The organism is Aerococcus agrisoli (assembly GCF_003797145.1).
Lineage (GTDB): Bacteria > Bacillota > Bacilli > Lactobacillales > Aerococcaceae > Aerococcus > Aerococcus agrisoli.
This window is the reverse complement of sequence record NZ_RKMG01000023.1, coordinates 1-25,879: the sequence shown is the minus strand read 5'-3', so window position 1 is coordinate 25,879 and position 25,879 is coordinate 1. Positions and strand designations below refer to the sequence as shown.

24 protein-coding genes and 1 riboswitch are annotated in these 25,879 nt (G+C 39.5%); of the genes, 13 read left to right on the top strand and 11 right to left on the bottom strand.

Annotated elements, in window-relative coordinates; translation table 11 throughout:
* Window positions 1-204: 204 nt before the first annotated feature.
* Complete coding sequence (locus EF384_RS07155) at window positions 205-573, bottom strand: hypothetical protein (RefSeq protein WP_123780672.1); 369 nt, start codon at window positions 571-573, stop codon at window positions 205-207.
* A gap of 173 nt (window positions 574-746) precedes the next feature.
* Here EF384_RS07155 and EF384_RS07150 point away from each other — a divergent pair, with 173 nt between their 5' ends.
* The 4 genes from EF384_RS07150 (at window position 747) to EF384_RS07135 (ending at window position 4,907) form a co-directional block, all read left to right on the top strand.
* On the top strand, window positions 747-1,307 hold the full coding sequence (locus EF384_RS07150) for an FUSC family protein (RefSeq protein ID WP_123780670.1): 561 nt from the start codon (window positions 747-749) through the stop codon (window positions 1,305-1,307).
* A 115-nt stretch (window positions 1,308-1,422) separates the two neighbouring features.
* Window positions 1,423-2,586, top strand: a complete 1,164-nt coding sequence (gene alr, locus EF384_RS07145; RefSeq protein WP_123780668.1) for an alanine racemase — start codon at window positions 1,423-1,425, stop codon at window positions 2,584-2,586.
* A gap of 96 nt (window positions 2,587-2,682) precedes the next feature.
* Window positions 2,683-2,831, top strand: a riboswitch (Lysine riboswitch).
* A gap of 191 nt (window positions 2,832-3,022) precedes the next feature.
* Complete coding sequence (gene dapA / locus EF384_RS07140; RefSeq protein WP_123780666.1) at window positions 3,023-3,913, top strand: 4-hydroxy-tetrahydrodipicolinate synthase; 891 nt, start codon at window positions 3,023-3,025, stop codon at window positions 3,911-3,913.
* A 109-nt stretch (window positions 3,914-4,022) separates the two neighbouring features.
* A complete protein-coding gene (locus EF384_RS07135) occupies window positions 4,023-4,907 on the top strand; it encodes a helix-turn-helix transcriptional regulator (protein WP_123780664.1) in 885 nt (294 codons plus the stop codon).
* 68 nt (window positions 4,908-4,975) lie between these two features.
* On the opposite strand, the gene purB is transcribed toward EF384_RS07135, so the two are convergent.
* Together purB and EF384_RS07125 are read right to left on the bottom strand one after the other, a co-directional pair.
* Complete coding sequence (purB, locus tag EF384_RS07130; RefSeq protein WP_123780662.1) at window positions 4,976-6,271, bottom strand: adenylosuccinate lyase; 1,296 nt, start codon at window positions 6,269-6,271, stop codon at window positions 4,976-4,978.
* 259 nt (window positions 6,272-6,530) lie between these two features.
* A complete protein-coding gene (locus EF384_RS07125) occupies window positions 6,531-7,664 on the bottom strand; it encodes a tetratricopeptide repeat protein (protein ID WP_123780660.1) in 1,134 nt (377 codons plus the stop codon).
* A 350-nt stretch (window positions 7,665-8,014) separates the two neighbouring features.
* Here EF384_RS07125 and EF384_RS07120 point away from each other — a divergent pair, with 350 nt between their 5' ends.
* Window positions 8,015-8,932: a helix-turn-helix domain-containing protein gene (locus EF384_RS07120; RefSeq protein ID WP_233570068.1), complete on the top strand. Its 918-nt coding sequence runs from the start codon at window positions 8,015-8,017 to the stop codon at window positions 8,930-8,932.
* Window positions 8,933-9,017: 85 nt separating this feature from the next.
* On the opposite strand, the gene EF384_RS07115 is transcribed toward EF384_RS07120, so the two are convergent.
* The gene (locus EF384_RS07115) at window positions 9,018-9,599 is read right to left on the bottom strand and encodes a TetR/AcrR family transcriptional regulator (RefSeq protein ID WP_123780658.1); all 582 of its coding nucleotides are present in this window, start codon (window positions 9,597-9,599) and stop codon (window positions 9,018-9,020) included.
* Window positions 9,600-9,752: 153 nt separating this feature from the next.
* Here EF384_RS07115 and EF384_RS07110 point away from each other — a divergent pair, with 153 nt between their 5' ends.
* Window positions 9,753-10,496, top strand: coding sequence for an SDR family NAD(P)-dependent oxidoreductase (locus EF384_RS07110; protein WP_123780657.1), 744 nt, complete (start codon window positions 9,753-9,755; stop codon window positions 10,494-10,496).
* Window positions 10,496-11,845, top strand: a complete 1,350-nt coding sequence (locus EF384_RS07105) for an FAD-binding oxidoreductase (RefSeq protein ID WP_123780655.1) — start codon at window positions 10,496-10,498, stop codon at window positions 11,843-11,845. The genes EF384_RS07110 and EF384_RS07105 overlap by 1 nt, the downstream gene beginning before the upstream one ends.
* Window positions 11,846-11,904: 59 nt before the next feature.
* On the opposite strand, the gene EF384_RS07100 is transcribed toward EF384_RS07105, so the two are convergent.
* Window positions 11,905-12,612, bottom strand: coding sequence for a hypothetical protein (locus tag EF384_RS07100; RefSeq protein ID WP_123780653.1), 708 nt, complete (start codon window positions 12,610-12,612; stop codon window positions 11,905-11,907).
* 63 nt (window positions 12,613-12,675) lie between these two features.
* Window positions 12,676-13,596, bottom strand: a complete 921-nt coding sequence (locus tag EF384_RS07095; RefSeq protein ID WP_233570067.1) for a YitT family protein — start codon at window positions 13,594-13,596, stop codon at window positions 12,676-12,678.
* 240 nt (window positions 13,597-13,836) lie between these two features.
* On the opposite strand from EF384_RS07095, the gene EF384_RS07090 reads away from it, so the two are divergent.
* Complete coding sequence (locus EF384_RS07090) at window positions 13,837-14,577, top strand: amino acid ABC transporter ATP-binding protein (RefSeq protein ID WP_123780651.1); 741 nt, start codon at window positions 13,837-13,839, stop codon at window positions 14,575-14,577.
* 134 nt (window positions 14,578-14,711) lie between these two features.
* Here the strand turns inward: EF384_RS07090 and EF384_RS07085 are convergent, their stop codons facing one another.
* Window positions 14,712-15,254: a GNAT family N-acetyltransferase gene (locus EF384_RS07085; protein WP_123780649.1), complete on the bottom strand. Its 543-nt coding sequence runs from the start codon at window positions 15,252-15,254 to the stop codon at window positions 14,712-14,714.
* A 210-nt stretch (window positions 15,255-15,464) separates the two neighbouring features.
* Here EF384_RS07085 and trhO point away from each other — a divergent pair, with 210 nt between their 5' ends.
* Window positions 15,465-16,433, top strand: coding sequence for an oxygen-dependent tRNA uridine(34) hydroxylase TrhO (trhO, locus tag EF384_RS07080; protein WP_123780647.1), 969 nt, complete (start codon window positions 15,465-15,467; stop codon window positions 16,431-16,433).
* Between the two features lie 67 nt (window positions 16,434-16,500).
* Here the strand turns inward: trhO and EF384_RS07075 are convergent, their stop codons facing one another.
* Genes EF384_RS07075 through EF384_RS07065 form a run of 3 tightly spaced genes read right to left on the bottom strand, consistent with a single transcriptional unit; the run spans window position 16,501 to window position 19,204 of the window.
* Complete coding sequence (locus EF384_RS07075; RefSeq protein WP_123780645.1) at window positions 16,501-17,304, bottom strand: ABC transporter ATP-binding protein; 804 nt, start codon at window positions 17,302-17,304, stop codon at window positions 16,501-16,503.
* A gap of 14 nt (window positions 17,305-17,318) precedes the next feature.
* Complete coding sequence (locus tag EF384_RS07070; protein WP_123780643.1) at window positions 17,319-18,221, bottom strand: ABC transporter permease; 903 nt, start codon at window positions 18,219-18,221, stop codon at window positions 17,319-17,321.
* 20 nt (window positions 18,222-18,241) lie between these two features.
* Window positions 18,242-19,204 (bottom strand): ABC transporter substrate-binding protein, encoded by a 963-nt coding sequence (locus EF384_RS07065; RefSeq protein ID WP_123780641.1) that lies wholly within the window; start codon window positions 19,202-19,204, stop codon window positions 18,242-18,244.
* A gap of 508 nt (window positions 19,205-19,712) precedes the next feature.
* On the opposite strand from EF384_RS07065, the gene EF384_RS07060 reads away from it, so the two are divergent.
* The gene (locus EF384_RS07060; RefSeq protein WP_123780639.1) at window positions 19,713-20,966 is read left to right on the top strand and encodes a diaminopimelate decarboxylase family protein; all 1,254 of its coding nucleotides are present in this window, start codon (window positions 19,713-19,715) and stop codon (window positions 20,964-20,966) included.
* 290 nt (window positions 20,967-21,256) lie between these two features.
* On the opposite strand, the gene EF384_RS09920 is transcribed toward EF384_RS07060, so the two are convergent.
* Window positions 21,257-22,321: a M15 family metallopeptidase gene (locus EF384_RS09920; protein ID WP_305000417.1), complete on the bottom strand. Its 1,065-nt coding sequence runs from the start codon at window positions 22,319-22,321 to the stop codon at window positions 21,257-21,259.
* A gap of 143 nt (window positions 22,322-22,464) precedes the next feature.
* Here EF384_RS09920 and proB point away from each other — a divergent pair, with 143 nt between their 5' ends.
* The 3 genes from proB (at window position 22,465) to EF384_RS07040 (ending at window position 25,712) form a co-directional block, all read left to right on the top strand.
* Window positions 22,465-23,280 carry a glutamate 5-kinase gene (gene proB, locus EF384_RS07050; protein ID WP_123780637.1) on the top strand — a complete coding sequence of 272 codons (816 nt, stop codon included), beginning with the start codon at window positions 22,465-22,467 and terminating at the stop codon, window positions 23,278-23,280.
* A 63-nt stretch (window positions 23,281-23,343) separates the two neighbouring features.
* A complete protein-coding gene (locus EF384_RS07045; protein WP_123780635.1) occupies window positions 23,344-24,609 on the top strand; it encodes a glutamate-5-semialdehyde dehydrogenase in 1,266 nt (421 codons plus the stop codon).
* A gap of 104 nt (window positions 24,610-24,713) precedes the next feature.
* Window positions 24,714-25,712: an asparaginase gene (locus tag EF384_RS07040; RefSeq protein ID WP_123780633.1), complete on the top strand. Its 999-nt coding sequence runs from the start codon at window positions 24,714-24,716 to the stop codon at window positions 25,710-25,712.
* Window positions 25,713-25,879: the final 167 nt, after the last annotated feature.

Sequence of the window (25,879 nt, the reverse complement as noted above, 5' to 3'; positions counted from 1 at the left end):
ATCGTTTTGATTTGAACCGTTGGAAGAAAATGAAAATAAGACGCACTTCAGTCTTATTGATTTTTCTGAAACGCAGTCAAAGCTAACTTTTGGAGCAGGTTTTCATAGAGTGCGACAATAATCGTTTTGATTTGAACCGTTGGAAGAAAGAGTACAAAATAAAAAATGGTCGGGGAATATTTTCCTCGACCATTTTTGCTGTCATTATTTAAATATTGTTGCGAAGAAATGAAATACGGTTGGACCTAAAAAGATAATCGCCAAGATGGCTAAAATAATAATAATAAAAACCATTTGTTTACGGCTTTGACTACTTGGTCCTGACCACATATATTGCTTCTCTTTTTGATGTTCAAAGAAGATTTCATTGGTATCTAAGTCCTGAAAGGTTTCTTGAGGCAACTTCGCTTCAGAAAAAGACTTGGCATCAAATTCAGCAGTATCCTGTGAAAATGTTGTTTGCGGCACTTGTGTCTTTTGTGCATTGGAAATCGTCGTCCCATATTTATTTTGATTCTGTTTTTTTTCGCGTTCAAGCGCCTGCTTGGCTTGACGGTATGTTCGACGTTTCACTCGTGCACCACCCTTAATCTTAGTATAACCAATCATATTCATTGCTTGTCTATTACTACTAGTATAATCTATTTATAGAAAAATTCAAATCGAATCCAGTAGAATAAATCTATCATTATATGCTATAATAAGGGATTTATCAAATAAATTTATGAAACTAAGGAGTAATCGTCTTGTTTAAGAAAATCCATGTCGGTATGCGTACGCTCAAAACCAGTTTGAGTGTTATGATTATCGTCCTCATCGCCGCTTTTACCACTATTGATCCACAAATTTCTGCACTTTCGGCTGTCTTCTCGCAACGTGCCGATTTTGGTTCATCATTTACCTTCGGTATCAAACGTACTATCGCTATTTGTTGTGGCGCCTTTGCATCAATTGTATATATCTTCCTTTCTGGACTTTTACCGACAAATACTTTCACCACTGCTCTATTAGCAGGTGTTGGTATTGCTATTACCATTCAAGTTTCCCTATTATTAAACAATTCGGCTGGTATCATCGGGGCTTCAGCTACTTTCCTGATTATCATCTTTAATATCCCTGGTGAAAATCAATATATTTACGCTTTATGGCGAATCTTTGATACTTTCTTAGGGGCTATTATCGCAGTTGGGGTTGAATACTTCCTTCCACGCCCACGTGTATTAAAATGGACGGATGCATATAACCGCCACGTACCAAAATTTATACAAATCGTAACAACTGATGATGATGACCACACTATTTCCTAGAGGTGAAAGTGGTATAATAGATTAGAAAAATAATGTGACCAAAGGCAGTAGCATTCATTTCACTGCCTTTTTTGGCACAATAAAATCATTATTGATAGATAGAGGAGTTTCTGAAATGACTAAAGGATATCATCGCCCTACCAAAGCTACCGTCTCTTTAGACGCTATTGTAGATAATTATTTTGCCATCAAAAAATTTGCGGACAATAAACCCGTATATGCAGTTGTGAAAGCTGATGGCTACGGACTTGGTGCTGTGCCTGTAGCAAATGCCCTACAAAATCGTGGCGCGGATGGTTTTTGTGTGGCTGTGACTGATGAAGCAATGGAATTACGCGATGCAGGTATCATTGCCCCCATTATGATTTTAGGCCTAACTGATCCAGATGATGCTTGGTTGCATGCCAATATGGAAATTGGTGTTACCGTGTCTGATCTTCAATATTTAAAATACGCAAAGAAACACGACAAGGAGTTTGGTCGTCGTAAATTGCATGTACATTTAAAAATTGATTCTGGTATGGGGCGCATTGGGGTTCGTACAGTTGAGGACGCACAAGCCGTTGTCGATTATATTGCGAAACATCCGAAGAAGTTTGTTTTAGCATCAGTATTTACCCACTACGCAACAGCGGATACCTTTACCGACCACGGAATTGACAAAGTAGAGGAACAATCGGCTTTCTTCGACAATATCATTAATCATTTGGATTTCTCAGCTTTGGCTGAACGTCCGGTAATTCACCAATCGAATTCGGCACTATCTATTTGGTATCCTGAAAAAACGAAGGATGCCTTGCGATTTGGCTTGGGCTTATACGGATCGAATCCAAGTATGAATGACCGCGAATCTACCGTCGATCTAACACAAGCATTAACCTTGGAAACGGAAATTATCTATGTGAAGCAAATGCATGCTGGAGATACGGTTTCTTATGGTGCCGAATATGTTGCTGAAGAAGATGAGTGGGTCGCTACCCTACCTATTGGCTACGCTGATGGTTGGAAACGGTCATACTTAGGCTTGAATGCCATTGTAGATGGCGAATTATGTCCTACAATCGGTCGTATTTGTATGGATCAAACCTTGATTCATTTACCACATGAAATGCCTGTTGGAACCAAAGTAACCTTGATTGGTACAAATGGCGGACATACGGTAGATATTGTTGATGTGGCGAAACATGGTGGCACTATCGCCCATGAGGTATTAACTTCATTAGGACAACGTGTACCAATTACTTATATTGATAGTAAAGCGAAAAAATTGAAGGACTAATCGTTTTTACATTTTCTCATGGAGATTTCATCTTTTGACTTGCCTTTATAGGCTAGTCGTGTTACTTTTAGTCTAACGATTATACGAAATAAACGGTATAGATATAGAGGATGCGCAATTAATCAGTAGCTTTTAAGCGAAAGGTAATGGCGCCGAAATGCAGCTTGCTGTGTTGGGGGTAACACCGAATAGGGTTATTCCTGTCAAACCTTAATCCCATTAAGGTGAGGAGCGCTTGTCTAATACTAGGGATGAAAACATGGCTATGTCGCTTTTTTGTAGTGCATAGTCTTTGAATGGCTTTGCCATGTTTTTGAACAGATTCCTAGGTAGGCATAGAGTTGAGCTCTTGCCTGCCTTTTTTCTTTACGCTGTATTTTATATGATTGATTGTTGAATTTTGCAGGAAATGCGGCACATACTTAGGAGGAATATCATGGCTTTATTTACAGGTTCTGGGGTTGCCCTTGTCACCCCTTACGATAATTCATTAGCACAAAATATTAACTACGACGTTTTCGCGGATTTAATCGAATTCCAAATTGAAAATGGTACAGACGCCATTGTTGTAGCTGGTACTACTGGTGAGGCATCTACGCAAACTGATGAAGAACAAGTACAATTAGTAAAATTCTGTGTCGACCGTGTGAACGGACGTGTACCGGTTATTGCTGGGGCTGGTTCAAATGATACTGCCCACGGTGTGCAATTAACAAAAGACTGTGCAGCAGCTGGTGCGGATGCTATTTTATCCGTTACACCTTACTATTTAAAAACGAGCCAAGCTGGCTTATTAGCGCATTACGGTGCCATTGCGGATGCAGTACGTGAAACACCAATCATCTTATATGATGTACCAGGCCGTACAGGTATGTCTATCAATCCGCAAACACTAGCTGAGTTAAGAAAAATTGATAACATTGTAGCCTTGAAAGATGCAACTGGTGATCTTGCAAAAGCGGTTGAATCTCGCTACTATGTTGGTCCAGATTTTGATATCTATTCTGGTAACGACGATACAGTTGTACCATTAATGAGTTTAGGTGGCCAAGGTGTTATCTCTGTACTTGCCAATATTGCACCAAAACAAGTACACGAAATGACACATTATGCTTTGAATGGTGACTATGCGAAAGCTACGGAAATCCAAACAGCCTTCAAACCATTAATTGATATTCTATTCAGTGAACCAAATCCTATTCCAATCAAAAAAGCTGTTTCTATGTTAGGCTTTGATGCAGGTTCAGTACGTTTACCACTTGTACCAGCTCAAGAAGAAACAGTTGCAGCACTTGAAGCAGAAATGAAACGACTAAAATTAATTTAGCTTTTTCTTTTTTACAGCTAACTATGTTATATTTAGAGGGAGACTTACATTGAGTCCCCTTTTTTTATTTTAGGGGCGAAACATTTAACAGAATTAGGAGTTTTGATTTATGACATTAGGAACACCGCCATTCAGAATCAAGCTTACAAAAGTTGATCAAGACATGGTCGAACACTATAATCGTTCATCATTCCATCGTAACGAACTATTAATCCCGGTGCGACCATTTACCCTTGCCTTAGCGGATAAAAAAATTGAAGTTTCAGCTAGACAAATTATTATTCTACCTGAACCAATTTCTCGAAAAATATACTTACCGATCGAGGATACGGATGAAAAGGATGACGGAAGCCACGGTGGTCATTCTGAAAAATTATATGCCTACATTTTAGCTTTAGGTACACCTTATATTGAAGCTGTGACCTCAGAATTTATTGAAACGCCTGAATTGAAGAAAATCTTTGATGAACCACACGCCCTTTCCTTCTCTTTTGTCACTTGGCAACATATGTTCCAAAGCTTGTTGCAATTGAAAGAGGAGTTGAAACGACCTGAGGATGCATTGCAAAAGAAAATGGTGTTCAATATCGTGAGTGCCATATTGATTGAACTTTTCCGTATGTTCCATTCACCTACAGAAAATCAATTGCAGTTATCAGAGCGTGAAATCTTGGCGTATGAGATTAAACAATATATCCAGGAAACCTATCGAAAAAATATCACTTTGCAAGATATAGCGGACCATTTCAACATTTCAACTTCAACGGTGAACCGGGTCTTCCAACCTTACTTCCATTCAACGATTTACCAATTCATTTTGGATTTACGTTTGAACTATGCCCGAAGACTTATTGAAAATGGACAATCCATTACCGAATCTTGGCAACAAGCTGGCTTTAATGACTACAGTAATTTTTACAGAGCCTTCATCAAGCACTACCATATTCGTCCACATGAAGTATCTAAGAAACGACCGGATAAAGATGCCCACTAATACATAACAAAACAGCCCTAACGAACAGTGTCGCACTGCTCGCTAGGGCTGTTTTCTTTTAAGACGAATTATACTAAGCCTAAACGCTCGAAAATTTCATCCACTTTTTGAATATGGTAATGATAATCAAAAGCATCGTCTATTTCTGCTTGTGATAAATGATCAGTGATTTCTTTTTTACCTTCTACTAATGGTTTGAAGGCTTTACCTTCGTCCCAAGCAATGGCAGTCAAAGGTTGCACTAAATCATAAGCCGCTTCACGTGATAAACCAGCATCTACAAGTTTTAATAAGACACGTTGTGAGTAGATTAACCCATGTGTTGCTTCCATATTACGTTTCATGTTTTCAGGGAAAACAGTTAATTTTTCCATGATATTTGCGAAACGGTTTAACATGTAGTCCACCAAAATAGTCGTATCCGGTAAAATAATACGCTCTGCACTTGAATGTGAAATATCACGTTCATGCCATAAAGTCACGTTTTCATATGCTGTAATCACATGTCCACGAACGACACGCGCTAACCCAGCCATGTTTTCAGAACCAATCGGATTACGTTTATGTGGCATTGCTGATGAGCCCTTTTGACCCTTAGCAAAGAACTCTTCCACTTCGCGTGTTTCTGATTTTTGAAGTGAACGGACTTCAGTCGCAATGTTTTCAATCATTGTTGCGATTAAGGCAAGTGATGCAATATATTCTGCGTGCAAGTCACGTGGTAAAATTTGCGTCGAAATTTCTTGCGGATGAATGCCTAAATGTTGGCACACATATTGTTCAACGAATGGTGATACATTAGCGTAAGTCCCTACTGCACCTGAGATTTTACCAGCTTCAACACCTTTGGCTGCATGTTCAAAACGGTCAATGTTCCGTTTAGCTTCTGAATACCAGCGCGCGACTTTTAAGCCGAATGTTGTTGGTTCAGCATGCACGCCGTGTGTACGGCCCATGGTAACTGTATATTTATGCTCAATAGCTTTTTTTTTCAAGACCTCTAAGAAGCGTTCTAAGTCTTTACGGATGATATCGTTGGCTTGTTTCAATTGGTAGCCTTGCGCAGTATCTACCACGTCTGTTGATGTTAAACCATAGTGTACCCATTTACGTTCATCGCCTAATGATTCGGATAGATTACGGGTGAAGGCAACGACGTCATGACGGGTTTCCTTCTCGATTTCAGCAATACGATCTGCATCAAAACGTGCATTTTCACGGATGGCTTTTGCGTCTTCAGCAGGTACTTCACCTAGTTCAGCCCATGCTTCCGTAGCTAAAATTTCAACCTCTAACCAAGTAGCGTATTTATTCTCTTGAGACCAGATTTGGCCCATTTCTGGACGAGTATAACGTGGTATCATAAAATTCTCCTTTAACTTTCATCAATTGTACAAATCAAACACTAGACAATTATAGCATATAAACAGGATGTGAGAAAAAGCGTTCAGCCCTCAACCGGTGGAAGAATAGTGACGATGATGACGGTAGTCATCAACTAGCTAATCTGAAGCGCAGGGCTTTCTGGAGTGCCGAACTCGACTAAGGATGAGAGAAAAAGCGTTCAGCCTGTCCTATTAACAAGAAAAAACGCCTAGCTATCGCTAGACGTTTGTATCATTCTTAATGATGGTGGTGATGATGGTCATGGTTATGATCGTGGTGGTCATGATCATGGTCGTGGTGACTATGGTCATGTGCATCAAAATCTTCCATTAACACATCTGGATGTTCTGTTTCAATTTTATCCAAAATATCTGAAACTTCTGGATCAACATTACCTAAGATATCTTCGTAGATAGCAAAATATTCGTAGGCAGCTTCATATTGGTCATTTTGGTAGAAACGAATAGCTGCTTCTTTTAAGGCAGTCAACATATCAATTGATGGATATTCGTTCAATCCTAATTCTTCTAAGAAAGCCTCTTGTTCTTTACCTTCAAGAACTTCTGGCCACTCACGGTCTAATTCTTCAAGGATTTCTAGACCTTCACTTGCAACATCATTATCATCCCACATTAACGAGATGTTATATAGCATGTATGCTTTATCGTAATCTTCTTTGCGGTAGTAGAAATCACCGATTAAAGCAAACCCATACGCTAAATCTTCCACACGTAATGAGTATGAAAGTCCATTTAAGATTGTTGGATATGACATACCGTATTGTTCCATTTCTTGGAATAATTCAGCTAAGGCATAAATCGTTTCAACATCATATGGGTTCCATAACAAAGCTTGTTGGTATGATTCAATCGCTTCACGCCATTCGTTTGCTTGGATTTGAACTTTTGCAAATTCAATATACATACCCGCGTAATCACGTACTGTTGGCAATAATTCTGTGCCAGATTCGTTATGATAAATAAATTGGAATAAATCCAACTCATCGTAAATACTTAAGTTTTGGATGTTTTTCTTAGGAGTAAATTGATCAAAATCATCTTCCATACGGCGGATATATAAACTCATTTCAAAATTCGCACGAACTGGGTCAATTGCCGTAATGGCATTAATTCTTTTAACAAATTCAGCATCATCTTGCATCGTTACATCAGCAATCATTTGGTCGTAATCATTTGCTCGATCAGGAAATTTATCAGTCATTACTTGATTGAATGATGTTACAAAATCTTCAGAATGTGTATGTTTATAGTTGTCGCGTAATAATTTGGAAATCGTTTGGATACAGTATCCATAATCATCTGTTGGAACTGCTTTTATACGTTCAATAAGTCGTTCTTGTTCCTTATCCATAAGCTCGTCTCCTAAAGCAATAAATTTTGAAGCTATTCCAATCTTGAAATTGCACCAAAGTCTATTATACTGTTTTTTTTACTTTATTTAAACAAATAACCATCACACAAAAACAAGTCAGCTCTCACACAAGGCGGATAGCTGATTTTTTCGTATAGTGGCATATATTCAAATTTTTTCAATTAAATTATATCATATTTTTGCATTTTCTCACCCTATATCTATTTTTCTTAAAATTAAATTATAAAAGGTCTTGAAAACGCTTGTATAGATTTAGTACACTTAGGGTACAAGTTAAATATTGCAAACAATTGTCATATTTAAAAATGCGAAAAATAGAAGGTGAACACTTGGAAGCTATTGCTCTAAATACCCAACAGAAACACTTGTCCCTTAGTTACCACGATGAACGTAAGAATATGCTAAAAAAAAGCTATAACTATGCCAGTGATATGGATTTGGAAGCATACTCTGCTGCAACAAGTTCTTTGCATTATCACGACCACTACGAAATACTTATCTACCTTGGCAACCAATGTCAATATATCGTAAATGACGTCGAATATACCTTATACAATGGTGATATTATTATTATCCCACCAACAATCCCTCACTTAATGTTAAGTGAAGAAGGTATCAACAATTCACGTTATATTTTAATGGTGCCACAAAACTTATTAGATCAATTTGCAATGGTGAACGAACCCTTACATGAAGATATCTTGAACTTCTATGATGAGCCCGGTCACTACCGCTTAGACCAAGAAAGCTTAGACAATACCCTTTCTTACCTAGGGAAGATTTTAGATTATGCAGATTATGCAGTCGAAGATTCAGAATTCGTGACTGCCTACCACTTATACCAATCGCTAATGAAGATCTTCCATGCCAAGAAAATTCCAAGCATGGCTGGTAACTATAAAGATGATAAACACTTTAGTCATATCATCTACTATATCGACCAACACTTCAGAGAATCTGACTTACAATTAGAACGCATTACGCAAGAATTTGATATTTCTCCTTACTATCTATCTAAACTATTTAGAAAAGAAATGAATCAAAACTTCCATGAGTATCTAATTGAAAAACGTGCAAATTATGCCGCACAATTAATCAATAACATCAATACCAATAAACTGTCCCTACAAGATGTATCAAACGCATCCGGATTCGGCGATTACTCCACTTTCTACCGTTCATTCAAGAAAGTCTACAACACATCTCCGAAAAAATATGCGCAACAACACACCCAAACCGTTCTATAAGACTAGAACTAAGGGTTACTTATGCTTATAAATAGAAAAAGCAGTATCCAGATGATTGGATGCTGCTTTTTTTGTTGGCCAACCACTAGTGCTCTGTCACATGAGCGGTTTGCACCATATTTTCTAAATTCTTTCGAAAACGCGCAAAATACGCTTGGGGAGAGTCTTTTCTACTTAACTGCCATTCATAAGCCAAACCAAAAATCGTCCAACTTAAGATTCTAGCGAAACTATCTAGATCTTCATCCGCTTCATTTGGGAAACTCACCTGCAAAGATTTTAGGATAGCACCTCTTACCTCTTGTCTTAAAATGGCATCCGTACCTGTAGACAACTCCTCGTAATTAGAGCTACAGAAATTTGACATTTTTAGGTGAAAATCCGTTAACAATAAGTAGATTTGTTCAAGCAAATCAATTGAGAAATCTGATGATGCCAAGTCTTTTTGTATATCCACCAGCAAAATTTCTTTCGTCACGGCCTCTAACAATTGATATTTATCTGTAAAATAATTATAAAAAGTGGCACGGTTGATCATGGCTTCAGCAGTAATATCCGCTACCCGGATAGACTCAAAGTTTTTCTTTTTGAGTAAATCCATCAGTGCCGTCATAATTTGTTTACGTGTGCGAATTGCACGAATATCCATATTTTTATTTTTTGTCATATCCAAGGCTCCTTTATTCGACAAATTTGCCTTTTTGTCGTAAATACAACAAAATCAAGGCATTGGTGATTGAAATACTTTTTATTCGTTTTACAATATAAGTATATACGACACATGTTGTAAATACAACACGTGTATTAGGAGGAAAAAATCATGTCAAATGAAACAAAAGTAAATCTATCAAATAGTCGCGTAGTTATTGCAGGTGGTACTGGTTCAGTTGGTGAAGGCATTGTACGTGCCTATCTGAAAGCTGGCGCCGAAGTTATCGTACCTAGCCGTTCTGAAGAAAAAATTGCTGAATTCAAAAAAGTATTGGGTGACACTGTACCAACAGAAAAATTACACCTTGTCGTGGCAACATATAACACCTTTGACAGTGCTGAAAACTTTGCCAAAGAGATAATCGATACTTTTGGTCCCGTTGATCATGTCGTTGCCTCAATCGGTGGTTGGTGGGGCGGAAAAGCACTATGGGATACTAGCGAAGCTGAATGGAATGTCTTTTTCACTGAATTTGCAACCTCTCATATGGCCTTAGCCAAAGCCTTTGTCCCACGCATTTCAGCTCATGGTGCCTACCAACTCATCATAGGTGCTTCTGCCATTTACCCTGTCCAAGGTTCTGGTATCGTATCTATGCAACAAGCGGCCTTACTCATGATGGGAAAAGTCTTACAAACTGAATTAGGTGACCAACGTCGTATCTTTACACACATGTTAGGTGTTGTGAATAACCGTAACCGTCCTGGCTTCAACAAAGAATGGATTAGCGCTGAGAATGTTGGTGAAATCACCTCTACCCTATCTTCATTGCTACAAGTGCCTTCACGTAATTTTGAATTATTCGACAAAGCACAATTTGATGCACAAATGACTGAGTTAGGAGGCTTGTAATGGCTGATATATATATCGATGTACATAATATTCCTGAAACATTGAAAAAAATTGCGGTATTTCCTGGAGACAAGGAATATCGTTACTTACAATCTTCTTACACCAAAAAAGGTCGTCCTCAAGTCGTCTTGATGGCAGAAAATGATACGGATATCATCAATAGCGTTCGTTATGTGAAAGAACTTAAAGTTAGCCACCCTGACTTACTCGTGTCTGTTCGAAGTGGTGGCCATGGACTTTCTGGATCTTCAACTAACGAAAATGGGATTATTATCGATATTTCCAAAATGCATGACATTGAAATTATCGACAAAGATAAACATCTTGTTCGCGTGCAAGCCGGTGCTACTTGGGGATTTGTTGCCAAAGCCTTAGCACCACATGACCTCGTCATCACCAGTGGTAACTTTGGTGACGTTGGGGTTGGTGGTCTAGGCGCTTCAGGTGGCATTGGTTTCTTTGTCCGAAGTCACGGATTAACCATTGACCGCATTCGTCAAGCTACCATTGTGACCGGTGATGGGGAGATTCATACAGTTGACGCTGACAACAATCCAGATTTATTTTGGGCCGTACGCGGTGGTGGATCCCAGTTAGGGATTGTGACTGAATTTGTCCTTGAAGCTGAAAAAATCAATTCCGATAACCAGGACGCCTCCATCATTTTCCAAAATATCAACTATGTCTCCACGGATTTAGTTGCTTTCGTTGAATCATGGGGTCAATGGATTCAAGAAGCACCGGATGAGATGACTAGCTTCCTAATGATTCAAGCAGCTGGTGGCAGTCGCTATAGCGTCAATGCCCTAAATGTTTGGGGCAACACGGATGCAGAAGCTGCCATGCCAACACTTGAAAAAGCACTGGCGGTCGCACCAATTGCCAACCATACTGAGTCAATCATGCCTTATCCAAATATTATTCCGCACCCACAATCACGCCACACTGGCCAACAAAGTGTGACCTTGAAAAACGTTATGGTTACAGATATCGACCGTAAATTAGGTGAAGCCATGAAAGAAAGTATTGACCATCCATTTACGGTGATGCAAGAATTACGTTCTGTTGGTGGAAAAATGAACGTAATAGCACCAGACACAACAGCATGGGCTGCTCGTAACGTCAATGCCTTCGTTTCGTCTTGGTTTATGACTGATGATGTAGCCATCCAAAATCAAGCCTTTGCTGCCTTAAATAATCTAGGCCAAGCTTCTTATGGCGCCTACTCTTCAGATACGAGTGCGGATGTTGCAGCCTTAGCCTGGGCGGGTGATACTGGTCGCCGCTTGAAAGAATTGAAAACACAATATAACCCGGATGACCTATTCAATGTAGGTATCCAAATTTAAGGAAACAAGAAAACCGTCAGGATGCAGCGCATCTTGACGGTTTTTGTGTTCAGATACCATTAAGCATCCGGTTGGTTGTGGTCTGAGTCCCCTTTTTTTCGGAATTCAGAAATATCGTGGATAGCATTTACACCCTTATCTGTGATGTCTGTCCTTTTTGCATTCGTATCACTTTGGGCTTTCTTTGCATCTTCTTCAGCCTTGTTATAGGAAGGCGTTGCTTCCGGCATATCCATATGATAACGGTCATGGATATTTTGCGAGAACTCTTCATAAGAAATGACCTTCACAAACGAGTCCGGCGTAAAGCGTGGACGGTAAGCTTCTGGAAATTCTTCAAATTCAGACATAGAGAATAGGAAACTTTCTCTTTGCTCCGGCGTAATCGTCGTGAAATATGCCAACGGAATCATATCATCCGTCAAACGTTTATTTCTTAGACGTTTAATAAAATGCACGATGTTGTTCAAATCATGATAATAAGCGAAGTACAAAGCAGATTGACGACTTTCAAGCGGTGTATTTGCATAGTTAATCAACAAGGTTAATAAAGCTTGTTTCTCTAACGGACTACGCTCCTCGAAACCTTCATATGTTGTACGCAACATAAATGGTTGGTCCAAAGAAACCTCAGCCAATTTCGCATCATCATCATAAATCTTCAAAATACGATGTGATACCCCATTCTTATATTCTTTATTTGAAACATAGTAATTCTCAACAAACCCTAAATTAATCAACTTTGAGTATAATTCATCTGTTCTCACATTTGCCCTCCGTTCGGTAACTCCTAGTATATCCATTATACATGATACGGACTTGCTTTGAGCTTACTTTTTATTTTCTTTTAATGCACGTTCTCTTAATTTCACAATACTTGAACGTTTCTGACGTACTTCAAATGAAAATCCTCTACCCAAAACTTCTGAAACAGGTGCCACATACATAAAAGCATTCTCATCAATTTCAGATACAAAATTTTTCAAACGCAATAATTCTTCTCGGTCGACGACTGATGTCACCACTTTACGTTCTTGCTTGGTATAGCCACCCTTAGCATCGTAAATCGTTGTTGCTCGGAAAATTTCATGTAAAATAAATTCGTTGATTGCCAAGTAATTTTTCGATGTAATGTTCACTTGGTATCTAGCTGATCCACCTGTAATCACACGGTCAACCACTAAGTTTCCTAGTAAGATACCCATAGCTGCATATAATCCGCGTTCAAAACCGAAGACAAGCATATTTAATAGTAGAATCGTCATATCAGTGAACATAGCTGCAGAAGCAAAAGTTACCGGCAAATACATATTCATGATTTTCGCAATAATATCTACCCCACCAGTGGTTGCACCTGCGTTAAAAACCATCCCAACACCAGATGACAAGAGCACTTGGCCTAAGACTAAATTCACGATGGGATTATCTGACACCCCATGTGATACTGGGTAGTAATGTTCAAATAGTGCATAGAATCCTGAATACAAGACAACCGAGAAAAAGGTCGTCCCACCAAATTCTTTACCAATAACAATGACACCAATAACTAACAAAATTAAGTTGATTACAAAAAGTGAAACAGAATATGGCACAGGTACAAAGGGATTAATTACTTGGGCGATACCACCCGTCCCACCCCCAACTAATGCATCAGGGACTAAGAAAAAATATAAACCAATTGTCATCATTAGCGTACCTATCGTAACGACAAACAATTGGTTAAAATTGACCTCAAATTTTAAACTTTTCAAACTTATACCTCACTTTTCCACGCTATCAATACACAAAATATATCAAAGTCTCGCGTTTCATTCAATAAGCGTATTTTAAAGCATATATAGCATTATGCAAAATTTTAGCAATTTGAAAAATTTTTATTCCTTAAAACTAAGTAATGTGATAAAATTTGACAAACGAGAGTTTTTTGATTAAAATACGATTAAATTCAAGTATTAAATTGGAATAAATAGATCCGAGAGGAATGAATATATATGGCAGAAGCTACAGCTAAAGTAATTGTAAATGGTTTAAAGAAAAATTTCGGTAAAAACGAAGTCTTAAAAGGTATCGACTTAACAGTCAAACAAGGTGAAGTTGTTTGTGTAATCGGTCCTTCAGGTTCAGGTAAATCAACTTTGTTACGTTGTTTAAATCGCTTAGAGGAAATCAATGCTGGTGAAGTATTAGTAGATGGTACAAACATCGCTGATAAATCAATTGATATCAACAAAGCGCGTCAAAACATCGGTATGGTGTTCCAACACTTTAACTTGTTCCCACATTTAAGTGTGTTAGAAAACATTACATTAGCACCAACAGAATTAGGTAAAGCCGATAAAGGAACTAGTCGTGAAACTGCATTAGCTTTATTAGACCAAGTTGGTCTTGCTGACAAAGCAGATGCTTTCCCAGCTTCATTATCAGGTGGTCAAAAACAACGTGTTGCCATTGCCCGTGCATTAGCAATGAACCCAGACATCATGTTATTCGATGAACCTACTTCTGCCCTTGACCCTGAGATGGTTGGTGACGTATTAAACGTTATGAAAGATCTTGCTAAAGATGGTATGACAATGGTTGTTGTAACACACGAAATGGGCTTCGCTCGTGAAGTAGCTGACCGTGTAATCTTCATGGATGGTGGTTACATCGTCGAAGAAGGTAACCCAGAAGAAATCTTCTCAAACCCTCAACACAACCGTACAAAAGAATTCTTAGACAAAGTATTATAATTCAAAACAATTAGGCTGGATGCATATCCAGCCTTTTTTATCTCCAGTACATTAGGGCTACAACCCATACAACACAAAAAATCACCACGAAAGTAGGCTTACTACTCTCGTGGTGATTTTTCTTGCGAATGATTCTATTGTCGAACTGCTCCATAAAGGGCTTTGTCTGCAATACCTGTATTATTCGCTAGGGCTTGTTTTTGAATACCTTCAAATTCAAAATTAAGTGCTAATGCTAAAGCACGATCTGCTTCATTGGCGACATCTTGATCAAAGGTAATACGATTCATTTGCACCTCTTTAAAAAGAAAATGAATGATATTTTGTAAGGCCTCTTTTGCTAGGCCTTCTTCTTTGTAAGCTTTGCCCATGCAATAAACTAAATCAGCTGCCTGCGTATCACGATGGATTTCAACAACCTCAATCTCGCCAATTGCTTGACCACTTGCTTTTTCTTCTACGCACCAGCGGTAAGTTTTATTTTTATCCTTCCGCTTGTCCCACTTGTCAATCACATCTTTACTATCTGAAACAGAGCTATGCTTTTGCCATGTCACAAATTTAGTATCTGTCATATTGCCAGCCCAATTGTGGTACATATCCTTCGCATCGCTCATTTCAAATTTACGTAACAATAGATGTTGTGTTTCTATTGTTTTAGTACCTTTATGATTCATAACTAACCCCTACTAATGACTTCTTATTTGATCATTTCATTGTTTGAATGTAACAATTATTATACCACGATTCTCATGACCAATGAAAGCGTATGAGCAAATTCTTATCATTCGGAACAAAAATAGTACTTGTTTGTTGACGGAATATACTCTATAATATAATCCGTATAATTTCGCAGTCATATCTGCAATATGATGGAGGAAAAATAAATGAATAACAATGATTTCCAGGTACTACTTTACTATAAATATGTACCTATTGAAGATGCTGAACAATTCGCAAAAGATGAATTACAATTCTGTAAATCAATCGGTTTACGTGGTCGTATTTTAATCAGTGAAGAAGGTATCAATGGTACTGTTTCAGGACCTAAAGAAGTTACCCAACGCTACATGGACCACATGCATGCAATGGATAAATTCTCAGACTTATGGTTTAAAATCAACGAAGCTGACGATTTTGCCCACAAGAAAATGTTTGTACGTTACCGCAAAGAAATTGTCGCGCTAGACCTTGATGAAGATTTAGACCCAACACAATTATCTGGTAATCACTTAGACCCAGTTGAATTCCGCGAAGCAATGTTGGATGAAGACACAGTCTTATTAGATACACGTAACGACTATGAATACGACTTAGGCCACTTTAAAGGCGCTATCCGTCCAGATATTCACAACTTCCGTGAATTACCTGAATGGGTTCGTGAAAACAAAGAAAAATTCATGGACAAAAAAATCCTTGTATACTGTACTGGTGGTGTCCGCTGTGAAAAATTCTCAGGTTGGATGATCCGTGAAGGTATCGAAAATGTTGCCCAATTAAATGGTGGTATTGAAAACTATGGTCAAGACGAACAAACTCGTGGCGACCTATGGGAAGGTAAAATGTACGTATTCGATGAACGTATTTCTGTACCTATCAACCATATTGACCCAGTTGTTGTCGGAAAAGACTACTTCGACGGTACACCATGTGAACGCTATGTAAACTGTGGTAACCCAGAATGTAATAAACAAATCTTGGCTTCAGAAGAAAACCAAGAAAAATACTTAGGTGGTTGTACACACGAATGTCGCGTACACCCTCGCAACCGTTACATCAAAGCTAAAGGTTGGGGCCACGATGAAATCGTAGCTCGTTTAGCAGCAATCGGTGAAACTTTACCAGCTGAAGTATAATCAAAATAATCATAACAATGAAAAGCGGTAGGAGATATGACTCCTACCGCTTTTTCTGTATGTATGTTTAACCTAAAATTAAGGCGTCGTCGTTTAATGCACGACCTGATTTTTGTTTGAATAAGTCCAATAAGTGTTGCACGGTTAAGTTGGCTTTTTCTTCACCTGATACATCGACCACGATACGGCCGTTGTCCATCATCAACAAACGGTTACCCATATGAATGGCTTGCTCCATATCATGCGTAATCATCAAAGCTGTTAGGCCTTGGCTCGCGATGACCTCTTCCGTTAACCCTAGCACCATGTCAGAGGTCTTAGGGTCTAAGGCAGCTGTATGTTCATCTAATAGCAACACTTTTGGTTCCTTCAACGTTGCCATTAACAAAGTCAATGCTTGACGTTGACCACCTGATAAGGCACCCACTTCAGTAGTTAAACGATTTTCCAAACCAAGGTCTAAACGTTTTAACGCCTCTTTGAACACTTGGCGTTGTTTGTTTGTCACCCCAACACTAAAGCCGAATGATTTACCACGACGGTCAGCAATCGCCATGTTTTCTTCAATTGTTAAACGGCTTGCTGTACCCATACGTGTATCTTGGAATACGCGTGATACTAACCCAGCGCGTTTATTCGCTGTTAAATTGGTGACGTCTTTTCCGTCAATTGTGATTTTTCCTTCGTCGACGATCAATGAGCCCGCGATAGAGTTTAGGAAGGTTGATTTCCCTGCACCATTACCACCGATAATGGTGATGAAATCTCCTTTTTCCATTGTTAAATCAATTCCTTTTAGGACGTGATTTTCATTGGGTGTGCCCGCTTCGAATGTTTTATGAATTCCTTGTAATGTTAAGATACTAGTCATAGTGTGCTCCCTTCCTAGGCTTCTTTACCTGATGTAATTGAGTTCTTAGCTACTTTTTTTCCGTGCGTACGCACTGCTGGAACCCCAAGTGCAACTGCTAAAATTAACGCTGAGAACAAGCGGATGTCGTTTGGATTGAAGTTTAATTCCAAGACCAACAATAGTAGTAAACGGTAAATCACTGAACCTAGTACAACTGTAAGCAAACGTTTCACGAAAGTTAGGTTTTTCCCAATCGCTTCACCAATGACAACTGATGCTAGACCGATAACCATCGCCCCTACACCCATGTTTACATCAGCGTAGCCATTATTTTGTGCTAGTAAACCACCCGCTAAACCAATCAAACCATTTGAAACCATGAAGCCGATAATTTTCGTCATATCCGTATTGATACCATTGGCTTCACTCATCATGTAGTTATCCCCTGTTGCACGGATAGCTAAACCAATTTGTGTATCGAAGAACCATTTTAATAAAGCAATCATTGCCGCAACAACAATGACACCAATCACGATCACCGCAACTGTTTTATCTTCAATCAGTTGACGCATTTGTGTAACTAAAGTCACTTGGCTTAATAAAGGCAAGTTGGCTTGGCCTAAAATACGTAAGTTAATAGAGTACAAACCTGTCATCGTAATAATAGATGCAATTAATGCTGGAATTTTTAAACGTGTATGTAATAGACCAGTAACCAAACCTGCTAAAGCCCCGATAATGAATGATAAAATCGTTGCTAGCCATGGATCCATCGCAAATTCAAAAATCAAACGTGACACTACTGTTGCCCCTAAGGTGAATGACCCTTCAACAGTCATATCCGCCACATTCAAGATACGGTAGGTTAAGTAAACCCCCATCGCTAATAATCCCCATAATAAACCTTCTGAAACACTTCCTAAAATAACGCTCATGTGATTTCCTCTCTCTTCCTTTATTCCGTAACTTTAATGCTGTCAGGATCAATGCCTAAAGCGGCTGCCATATCTTCATTAACATACAATTCCAATTCCTTGGCATTTTCAACCGGAATCGTCGCTGGATCTGCGCCATTAATAATTTGTTCCGCAACATCCGCTGTTTGTTTACCTAATTCATAGTAGTTTAGTGAGAAAGTCGCTAAACCACCCACCTCAACTTGGTCAATCGAACCTGCAACAACCGGTACCTTGTACTGTTTGGCTACCGCACCAACCGTAGCCGCTGCACCAGCCAAAATATTATCCGTTGGTACATAAACCAATTCAGCCTCCGACATAATCGAATTCAAAGCTTGTTGTACATCATTAGTAGAAGTTACCGTACGCACAACTGCTGTTTTACCAGCCGCTTCAATCGCTGCTTGCGCCTGTTCAGCCTGAATTTGTGAGTTTACTTCACCACTAGAATAGATAATACCAACCTTTTCCGCATCCGGATTAATCGAAAGCAGTAAGTTCACCTGTGCTTCAACTGGCATTTGGTCACTCGTACCGGCTACATTTCGACCAGAACCCTCAAGCGACTCCGCAATCCCCGCAGAAATTGGATCTGTCACTGCTGTGAAAAGGAGCGGCTTCTCCTCTTCCGTAACGGCTAATGCTTGAATCGTTGGTGTCCCAATCCCCATTACCATCTCTGAATCCTTCAACAGCTGGCTAGCCATAGGATATAGGTTCTGCTGTTGACCTTGCGCATTCATGCGGTGGTATACAACATCTTCACCTTCGATGTAGCCTTTTTCTGTCATCCCATCAATGAATCCTTGCTCCGCTGCATTCAACGAGTTGTGATCCATGATTGACAAAATACCGATATCAATCACGCCATTGTCTTGGTTATTCGCACAACCACTAGCGAAAATTGCAAGGCCTGCTACAGCACCAACAAGCAATTTCTTAAAGTTTAATCTTTTCATTATTTACTCCCCTTACCATTCATTTGCAAAGAAAAAGCACCCATCTAGATAAAATCTAAATAGGTGCTTAGAATGCTATCAATACAATAGCTCGGCCACAATAGATTTTATCTCTACGTGGCCACTTGTTACACAACAAAATGTTTAGCCATCATAGATACGGTTCAGTTGTTACTGACGTTTGTATCTATGACGATCGAACAGACTTCATAAATACAAACTACCTAAAATAGCTAAAGTAAAAATTGTTATTCGTATGCAGGTTATTATTGATCATTCACAAATCCCTTTCAAATACGATAGAAGTATTTTGTTGCATCATTTCTATGAAACAATCATAAATTTAAATGAAAACAAAGTCAAGCCTTTTCTAAGAGATTCCTCATTTTTGCCTATCACAGTCCGATTTTCGTAGCTTAGCTCGATTACAAACTAGATAATTTGCTTGCATAAATAGACAAGTTTCTTCATAATGAGAACATGATTAAATTTAAAGGAGAATACAATTATGCAAACCAAACGTCCTTTTACCACGTTAGCCAAAGTTGAAGAAATTGCAGCCGAAATTCCAACACCTTTCCATCTATATGATGAAGCAGGTATCCGTGATCGCTGTCGTCGTCTAAAAGAAGCTTTCGCTTGGAACCCAAACTTTAAAGAGTACTTTGCTGTGAAAGCAACGCCAACACCACAAATCTTGAAAATCATGCAAGAAGAAGGTATGGGTGTTGACTGTGCAACATATACAGAATTATTACTAGCTGAAAAAGTTGGTTTTTCTGCTCATGACATTATGTTTTCTTCTAATGTAACTCCTGCTATTGATTTCCAAAAAGCAGCTGAATTAGGTGCTATCATCAACTTCGATGACATCAGCCACATCGACTTCTTCAAAGAACACGTAGGCACATTCCCTGAAACAATGTGTGTTCGTTATAATCCAGGTGGAACATTTGAAGTTGCCAATGGTATCATGGACAACCCTGGCGATGCGAAATACGGTATGACACCAGAGCAAACAAAAGAAGCCTTCCAAAAATTAAGTGAATACGGCGTGAAAAACATCGGTATCCACTCATTCTTAGTATCAGGTTCTACTTCTAACGAATATTATCCAAAATTAGCACGTACTTTATTCGAATTAGCAGTTGAATTAAAAGACTTAACTGACCTAAACATCAGCTTCATCAACCTTTCTGGTGGTGTAGGTGTTGCTTACAAACCAGAAGATACACCTGCAGACATCAAAATTATTGGTGAAGGCGTTCGTAAAGCTTACGAAGAAATTTTAGTACCTGCTGGCTTAGACAACATTGCGATTTTTACAGAATTAGGTCGTTGGATGTTAGCTGAAAACGGTGGTTTAGTAGCGCAAGTCTTACATGAAAAAGTTACTTACAAAGACTACATCGGTCTTGATGCATCAGCTGCCAACTTACTTCGCCCTGCTATGTACGGTGCTTACCACCACGTATCAGTCTTAGGTAAAGAAGATGCCCCTGCTGATCATACTTACGATGTAACAGGTGGTCTATGCGAAAACAACGATAAATTTGCTATCGACCGTCAATTACCTGAAACTAATGTTGGCGACTACATTTGGATCCATGATGCTGGTGCCCACGGTGCAGCTATGGGTTACCAATACAATGCCAAATTACGTTCAGCAGAAGTCTTATTAAAAGAAGATGGTAGCTTCAAACAAATCCGTCGTCCGGAAACACCTGAAGACTACTTCGCAACAATGAACTTTGATATCTAATTACAAATATTAAAAATGGGACAAAAGCCCATAAAAAAGACGAGAACTATTCATTAGAGAATGTTCTCGTCTTTTGCTTTGTTCAAAATATATTATTGATACAAGATTTGAGGACTGGAAGTGTAATTCCTTAGCCGTGAAAGAGCATGAAATCGAGACCTTGGCTCGCTTTCAAAGCGAAAGACCTTGGCTTTCGCGGGTGCCACGGCTCAAAGGAATTAAAGCTGAAAGGACGAAAATCGAAGATTTTATACTTTTGTCTCATCCTCTTTTTTTGCTCTGATGTTAAACTATTGGCTCAATGCATCGCTGAAATTCACTAGTGCATAGAACTCCTCTAAGGTTAAATCATACTGATGAATATATTGGGCTGCTTCCACCCCAACATAACGGTAATGCCATGGTTCAAATAAGTAACCAGTAATTTGGTCTTTACCCTCTGGATAACGCAAGATAAAGCCATAATCTTGGGCATTATCCGCTAACCATTGAGCAGAAGGTTGACTTGCATAACCGTCATCTAATGAGCCACCCACGCTTGTCCATTCAGTCCCCAATAAATCAAAGGCTAAACCAGTTGAATGTTCACTTGCTTCAGCAGGTGCATAATAGCTATTGGTTAACTCCAATGCCTCAGCCTCTGAATACCCTTGACCCAAATAGCTATTATAGCCATTTTGAATATTTTGGGCTTGGTAAGCAATGGTACGATGCGCTGAAATGACAGCCAAGGTATAGCCCGCTTGTGCTGCAGCATCGATTAAAGCTGTATAAGCTGGTTCGATTTCAGCATTATAAGGTTTCCCACTACCAGCGTAGGCAAAGGTCATCGTTGGTTCTGTTAATAACGGATTTAGCTTATTAACCATTTGATACTGTGTTGCCGTTAAATCAACATCTGTCGGTAAGTCTGCTAGCAACTGATTCAGGGCTTCTTCTTGTGTAAGACCTAATGTGGTCGCTACACTGTCAGCAATTTCCGCAACAGTATAGGTTTGAATATCATCCGCGTAATCCGCTGAGTATGTTGCCATATCTGCTGCTGCTTGATCAGTCGTCGCATTTACCGCAACTGGTGTCGTAATCGTTTCAGCTAATGCGAGCATTTCCTCTACTTCACTTGCACTAGATGATGCACTAGCATCGTCACTAGACTCTTCAGCACTCTCGCTCGAACTAACTACTGCTGACTGACTGCTACTACTGACTACTTGACTACCTGAAGATTCACTACTACCTGCGTCTTGTTGATTCGTCATTTTGTAACGCACATCATAAATACCTATCGTCAATATGAATAATAATACGACAATCAGATAAATTTTATGAAATCGCGTAAACTTAATATCTGACAATATGTCACTCCTCTATTTTTGTCTTCATGTACTCCCTTTTTTGTACACGCACTATGCTATAATAACAGAGTGAATTTTCAATGATTGGATAAATAAGCATATTTATCACTATATTTAAAATTATATGACAAGGATGGAACGTTATGCAACGACAAGCTATTTTAACAGCCAATCGCATTGTGGTAAAAATAGGGACACACTCCCTTTTAAATGACCAAAATAAAATTAATTATTACCGAATTGACCGCTTAGCCTTAGCCCTTTCAACTTTAATCCAACAAGGCAAAGAAGTCATCCTCGTTACTTCAGGTGCCATTGGGGTTGGATCCGTACAAATGGGCTTACAAGCACGTCCAACAGAAATGGCATACCAACAAGCAACAGCTGCCGTTGGTCAAGTGGCTTTGATGAACTTATACAGCCGCTCTTTTAACTACTATAAACAATACATTGGGCAAATCCTTTTAACAAGAGATATCATCGATTTCCCAGATTCTTACAACAACTACAAAAATGCCATGAACGCTTTACTATCGCAACAAATCTTACCGATTATTAACGAGAACGATGCAGTTGCCGTTGACGAAATGGATCACCAAACGCGTTTCGGAGATAACGATACCCTATCTGCCCTAGTAGCCTCAACGATGGACGCTGATCTTTTAATCCTGTTGACGGATGTGGATGGCTTTTACAATGACAATCCGAAGAAAAACCCGAATGCAGTCAAATTCGATGTGTTAACTGAGGTGTCTGATGATTTGATGGCCATGGCCAAAGGCGATGTTTCTGCTTTTTCAACAGGTGGTATGGAGACAAAATTAATTGCTGCCAGTGAAGCTTTAAAAGAAGGCCAAATGACCGCAATTATGTCATCGGATGACCCAATGCAAATTCTTGAATTGATGCAAGGTGAAGCAATTGGTACCTTATTCATGCCAGAAAGTCTATTAAAATAGTCTTTTTAAGCAAATCCAGTTATAATAACATTACTGAAAATACAGATTAATGGAGGTATATACATGATAGATGTTCAAGGTCTATATGCCCTTGGGAAAGCTGCCAAAATCGCATCTAGATCCCTAAGCAAGTTACCAACAACTCAAAAAAATGCTGCCTTACAAGCAATGGCCAACAGTTTGCGTGAACAAACGCCGGCAATTCTTGAAGCAAACCAAGCAGATATTCAAGCAACAAGAGAACAAGGCCGACGTCCGGAGAGCTTCATCGAACGTATGACCTTAACGGAAGCCCGCGTTGAAGATATGGCGCACGGTTTTGAAAAAGTAGCCAACCTACCTGACATCATTGGTCACACTGATGAAATGTGGATTACTGAAGATGGTATCGAAATTGGTAAGAAACGCGTACCACTTGGTGTCATCGGTATTATTTTCGAATCTCGTCCAAACGTTACGGCTGATGCAACTGCCCTAACTTTCAAAGCTGGTAACGCCGTTATCTTACGTGGTGGGCGTGAAACAATTGAAAGTAACTTGGCTATCGTCAAAGCCTTAAAAGCTGGTTTAAATCGTGCCGGTGTCACCGAAGATGCTGTCAACTTAATCGATAATCCTGACCATGCCTTAGCGGAAGAATTCATGAAAATGAATGCATACCTAGACGTTTTAATTCCTCGTGGTGGGAATGCCTTAATTCAAAACGTCGTACGTAACGCAACCGTACCAACCATCGAAACTGGTATCGGTAATGACCACTTATACGTTCACGAAGCTGCCGACTTAGACAAGGCTTTAGCCATTCTAGAAAATGGAAAATTGCAACGCGTGTCTGTATGTAATGCCCTTGAAAATCTACTAGTGGATGAAAAAATCGCAGCAGCATTTTTACCACGCGTAGCGGAAGCCTTCAAAAAAGATAAAGTCTTAATTCACGGGGATGCTACAACACAACAAATTCTAAGCGAATATGACGTTCAAGCAGCCACTGACGAAGACTATGCCACAGAATTCTTGGCCTACGAAATCGCAATCAAAGTGACTAGCGGCTACGAAGAAGCCATTGAACATATTCAACGCTTCTCAAGTGCCCACACTGAAGTTATCGTAACGCAAGACTACTCAGTAGCCCGTCGTTTCGTTGAAGACATCGATGCCGCTGCCGTTGCTGTCAACGCATCATCTCGCTTCACAGACGGTGACAAATTTGGTTTTGGTGGCGAAATCGGCATCTCAACCCAAAAATTACATGCCCGTGGACCTATGGGTATCGCCGCTTTAACAACCTATAAATACGTTATTTACGGTGACGGTCAAATTAGAAAATAAAAAGGCACCAATATTCATGGCTGGGCATAATGTCCCAGCCTATTTTATATGAAAAAAGGCCGCCCTTTTCCCAAACATAAAATCAAGAACCAAGGAGTTTCCCAATGACAAAACGTATCTTATTTATTCTAACCGGTGGTACCATTTCAGCCCACGAATCTGATCAGGGACTGGTTGCTGGTGAGATGAATACAGAGCTAGACGACATTATTGCTGCAGCCGAAGAGGCGCCCGAGTATGAAGTCCACAATTTGATGTCGATTGATTCAACCAATATGCAGCCCGAAAACTGGGTTGCCATCGCCAAGCTGATTCAAGCGCGCTACGACGATTTCGATGGCTTCATCGTTATTCATGGTACCGACACCATGTCTTATGGTGCAGCTGCCCTCTCATATCTCGTGCAAAATAGTCCAAAACCAATTGTCTTCACAGGTGCGCAAGTACCGCTAGCCAAAATTGGTAATGATGGTGTGAAAAATATTCTCGACGCGGTTTCATATGCGACTTCAGATAATGCCTATGCGGTTTCCATCGTATTCCACGGGGAAGTCCTATTAGGTACACGTGCACGTAAAGTACGTTCACGGTCATACCAAGCCTTCCAGACAATTGACTTCGCCAATCGCGCGGTTGTTCGTGGCCACCAAGTTTTACAGATTTTGAACCAACCTACTGACATGGGCGAACTGACCTTTTATGATCAGTTAGATACACGTGTCGGTGTCTTACGTCTAACACCAGGTTTACCCGCTGATATTATTCAATCTTACCTAAAATTTGCGGATGTATTGATTATTCAAGGTTTTGGTATTGGAGGGATTCCCCAATTAGCTGAGTTACATTATGCAGACCAAATCAAACAAGCTGTGGCACAAGGTAAATATATTATCCTTACCACCCAAGTGCCGATGGAAGGATCCGACTACGAAGTATATGCCGTTGGCCAATCTTTCTTAGGTGATAATCATTTGATTGAAACTGCCAATATCACCATCGAAGCCCTAGTCATGAAAGCCATGTGGGCCTTGGCCAATGGTAAAGACTTTGACAGCTTCAAAACCATGATTCAAACCCCTATCGACTACGATTATTTAGTCTAGAATGCGACAAAAGGCGCTAAGATTTGAACCGTTGGAAGAAAATGCCGATAAAGCCCGTACTTTGGGATTTATCAAATTTTCTGAAACGCAGTCAAATCTGCCTTTTGGAACAGGTTTTCACTAGTGTGCGATAAAAGGCGCTAAGATTATAAAAAGCCTGAGACTTC

Bases quoted from the DNA above. Each gene is read 5' to 3' on its own strand.
- EF384_RS07045 (WP_123780635.1), top strand. From the start codon at position 23,344: ATGATAGATGTTCAAGGTCTATATGCCCTTGGGAAAGCTGCCAAAATC.
- purB (WP_123780662.1), bottom strand. From the start codon at position 6,271: ATGATACCACGTTATACTCGTCCAGAAATGGGCCAAATCTGGTCTCAA.
- EF384_RS07090 (WP_123780651.1), top strand. From the start codon at position 13,837: ATGGCAGAAGCTACAGCTAAAGTAATTGTAAATGGTTTAAAGAAAAAT.
- EF384_RS07075 (WP_123780645.1), bottom strand. From the start codon at position 17,304: ATGACTAGTATCTTAACATTACAAGGAATTCATAAAACATTCGAAGCG.
- EF384_RS07105 (WP_123780655.1), top strand. From the start codon at position 10,496: ATGGCTGATATATATATCGATGTACATAATATTCCTGAAACATTGAAA.
- EF384_RS07040 (WP_123780633.1), top strand. From the start codon at position 24,714: ATGACAAAACGTATCTTATTTATTCTAACCGGTGGTACCATTTCAGCC.
- proB (WP_123780637.1), top strand. From the start codon at position 22,465: ATGCAACGACAAGCTATTTTAACAGCCAATCGCATTGTGGTAAAAATA.
- EF384_RS07070 (WP_123780643.1), bottom strand. From the start codon at position 18,221: ATGAGCGTTATTTTAGGAAGTGTTTCAGAAGGTTTATTATGGGGATTA.
- EF384_RS07060 (WP_123780639.1), top strand. From the start codon at position 19,713: ATGCAAACCAAACGTCCTTTTACCACGTTAGCCAAAGTTGAAGAAATT.
- dapA (WP_123780666.1), top strand. From the start codon at position 3,023: ATGGCTTTATTTACAGGTTCTGGGGTTGCCCTTGTCACCCCTTACGAT.
- EF384_RS07085 (WP_123780649.1), bottom strand. From the start codon at position 15,254: ATGAATCATAAAGGTACTAAAACAATAGAAACACAACATCTATTGTTA.
- EF384_RS07110 (WP_123780657.1), top strand. From the start codon at position 9,753: ATGTCAAATGAAACAAAAGTAAATCTATCAAATAGTCGCGTAGTTATT.
- EF384_RS07065 (WP_123780641.1), bottom strand. From the start codon at position 19,204: ATGAAAAGATTAAACTTTAAGAAATTGCTTGTTGGTGCTGTAGCAGGC.
- EF384_RS07115 (WP_123780658.1), bottom strand. From the start codon at position 9,599: ATGACAAAAAATAAAAATATGGATATTCGTGCAATTCGCACACGTAAA.
- EF384_RS07135 (WP_123780664.1), top strand. From the start codon at position 4,023: ATGACATTAGGAACACCGCCATTCAGAATCAAGCTTACAAAAGTTGAT.
- trhO (WP_123780647.1), top strand. From the start codon at position 15,465: ATGAATAACAATGATTTCCAGGTACTACTTTACTATAAATATGTACCT.
- EF384_RS07125 (WP_123780660.1), bottom strand. From the start codon at position 7,664: ATGGATAAGGAACAAGAACGACTTATTGAACGTATAAAAGCAGTTCCA.
- alr (WP_123780668.1), top strand. From the start codon at position 1,423: ATGACTAAAGGATATCATCGCCCTACCAAAGCTACCGTCTCTTTAGAC.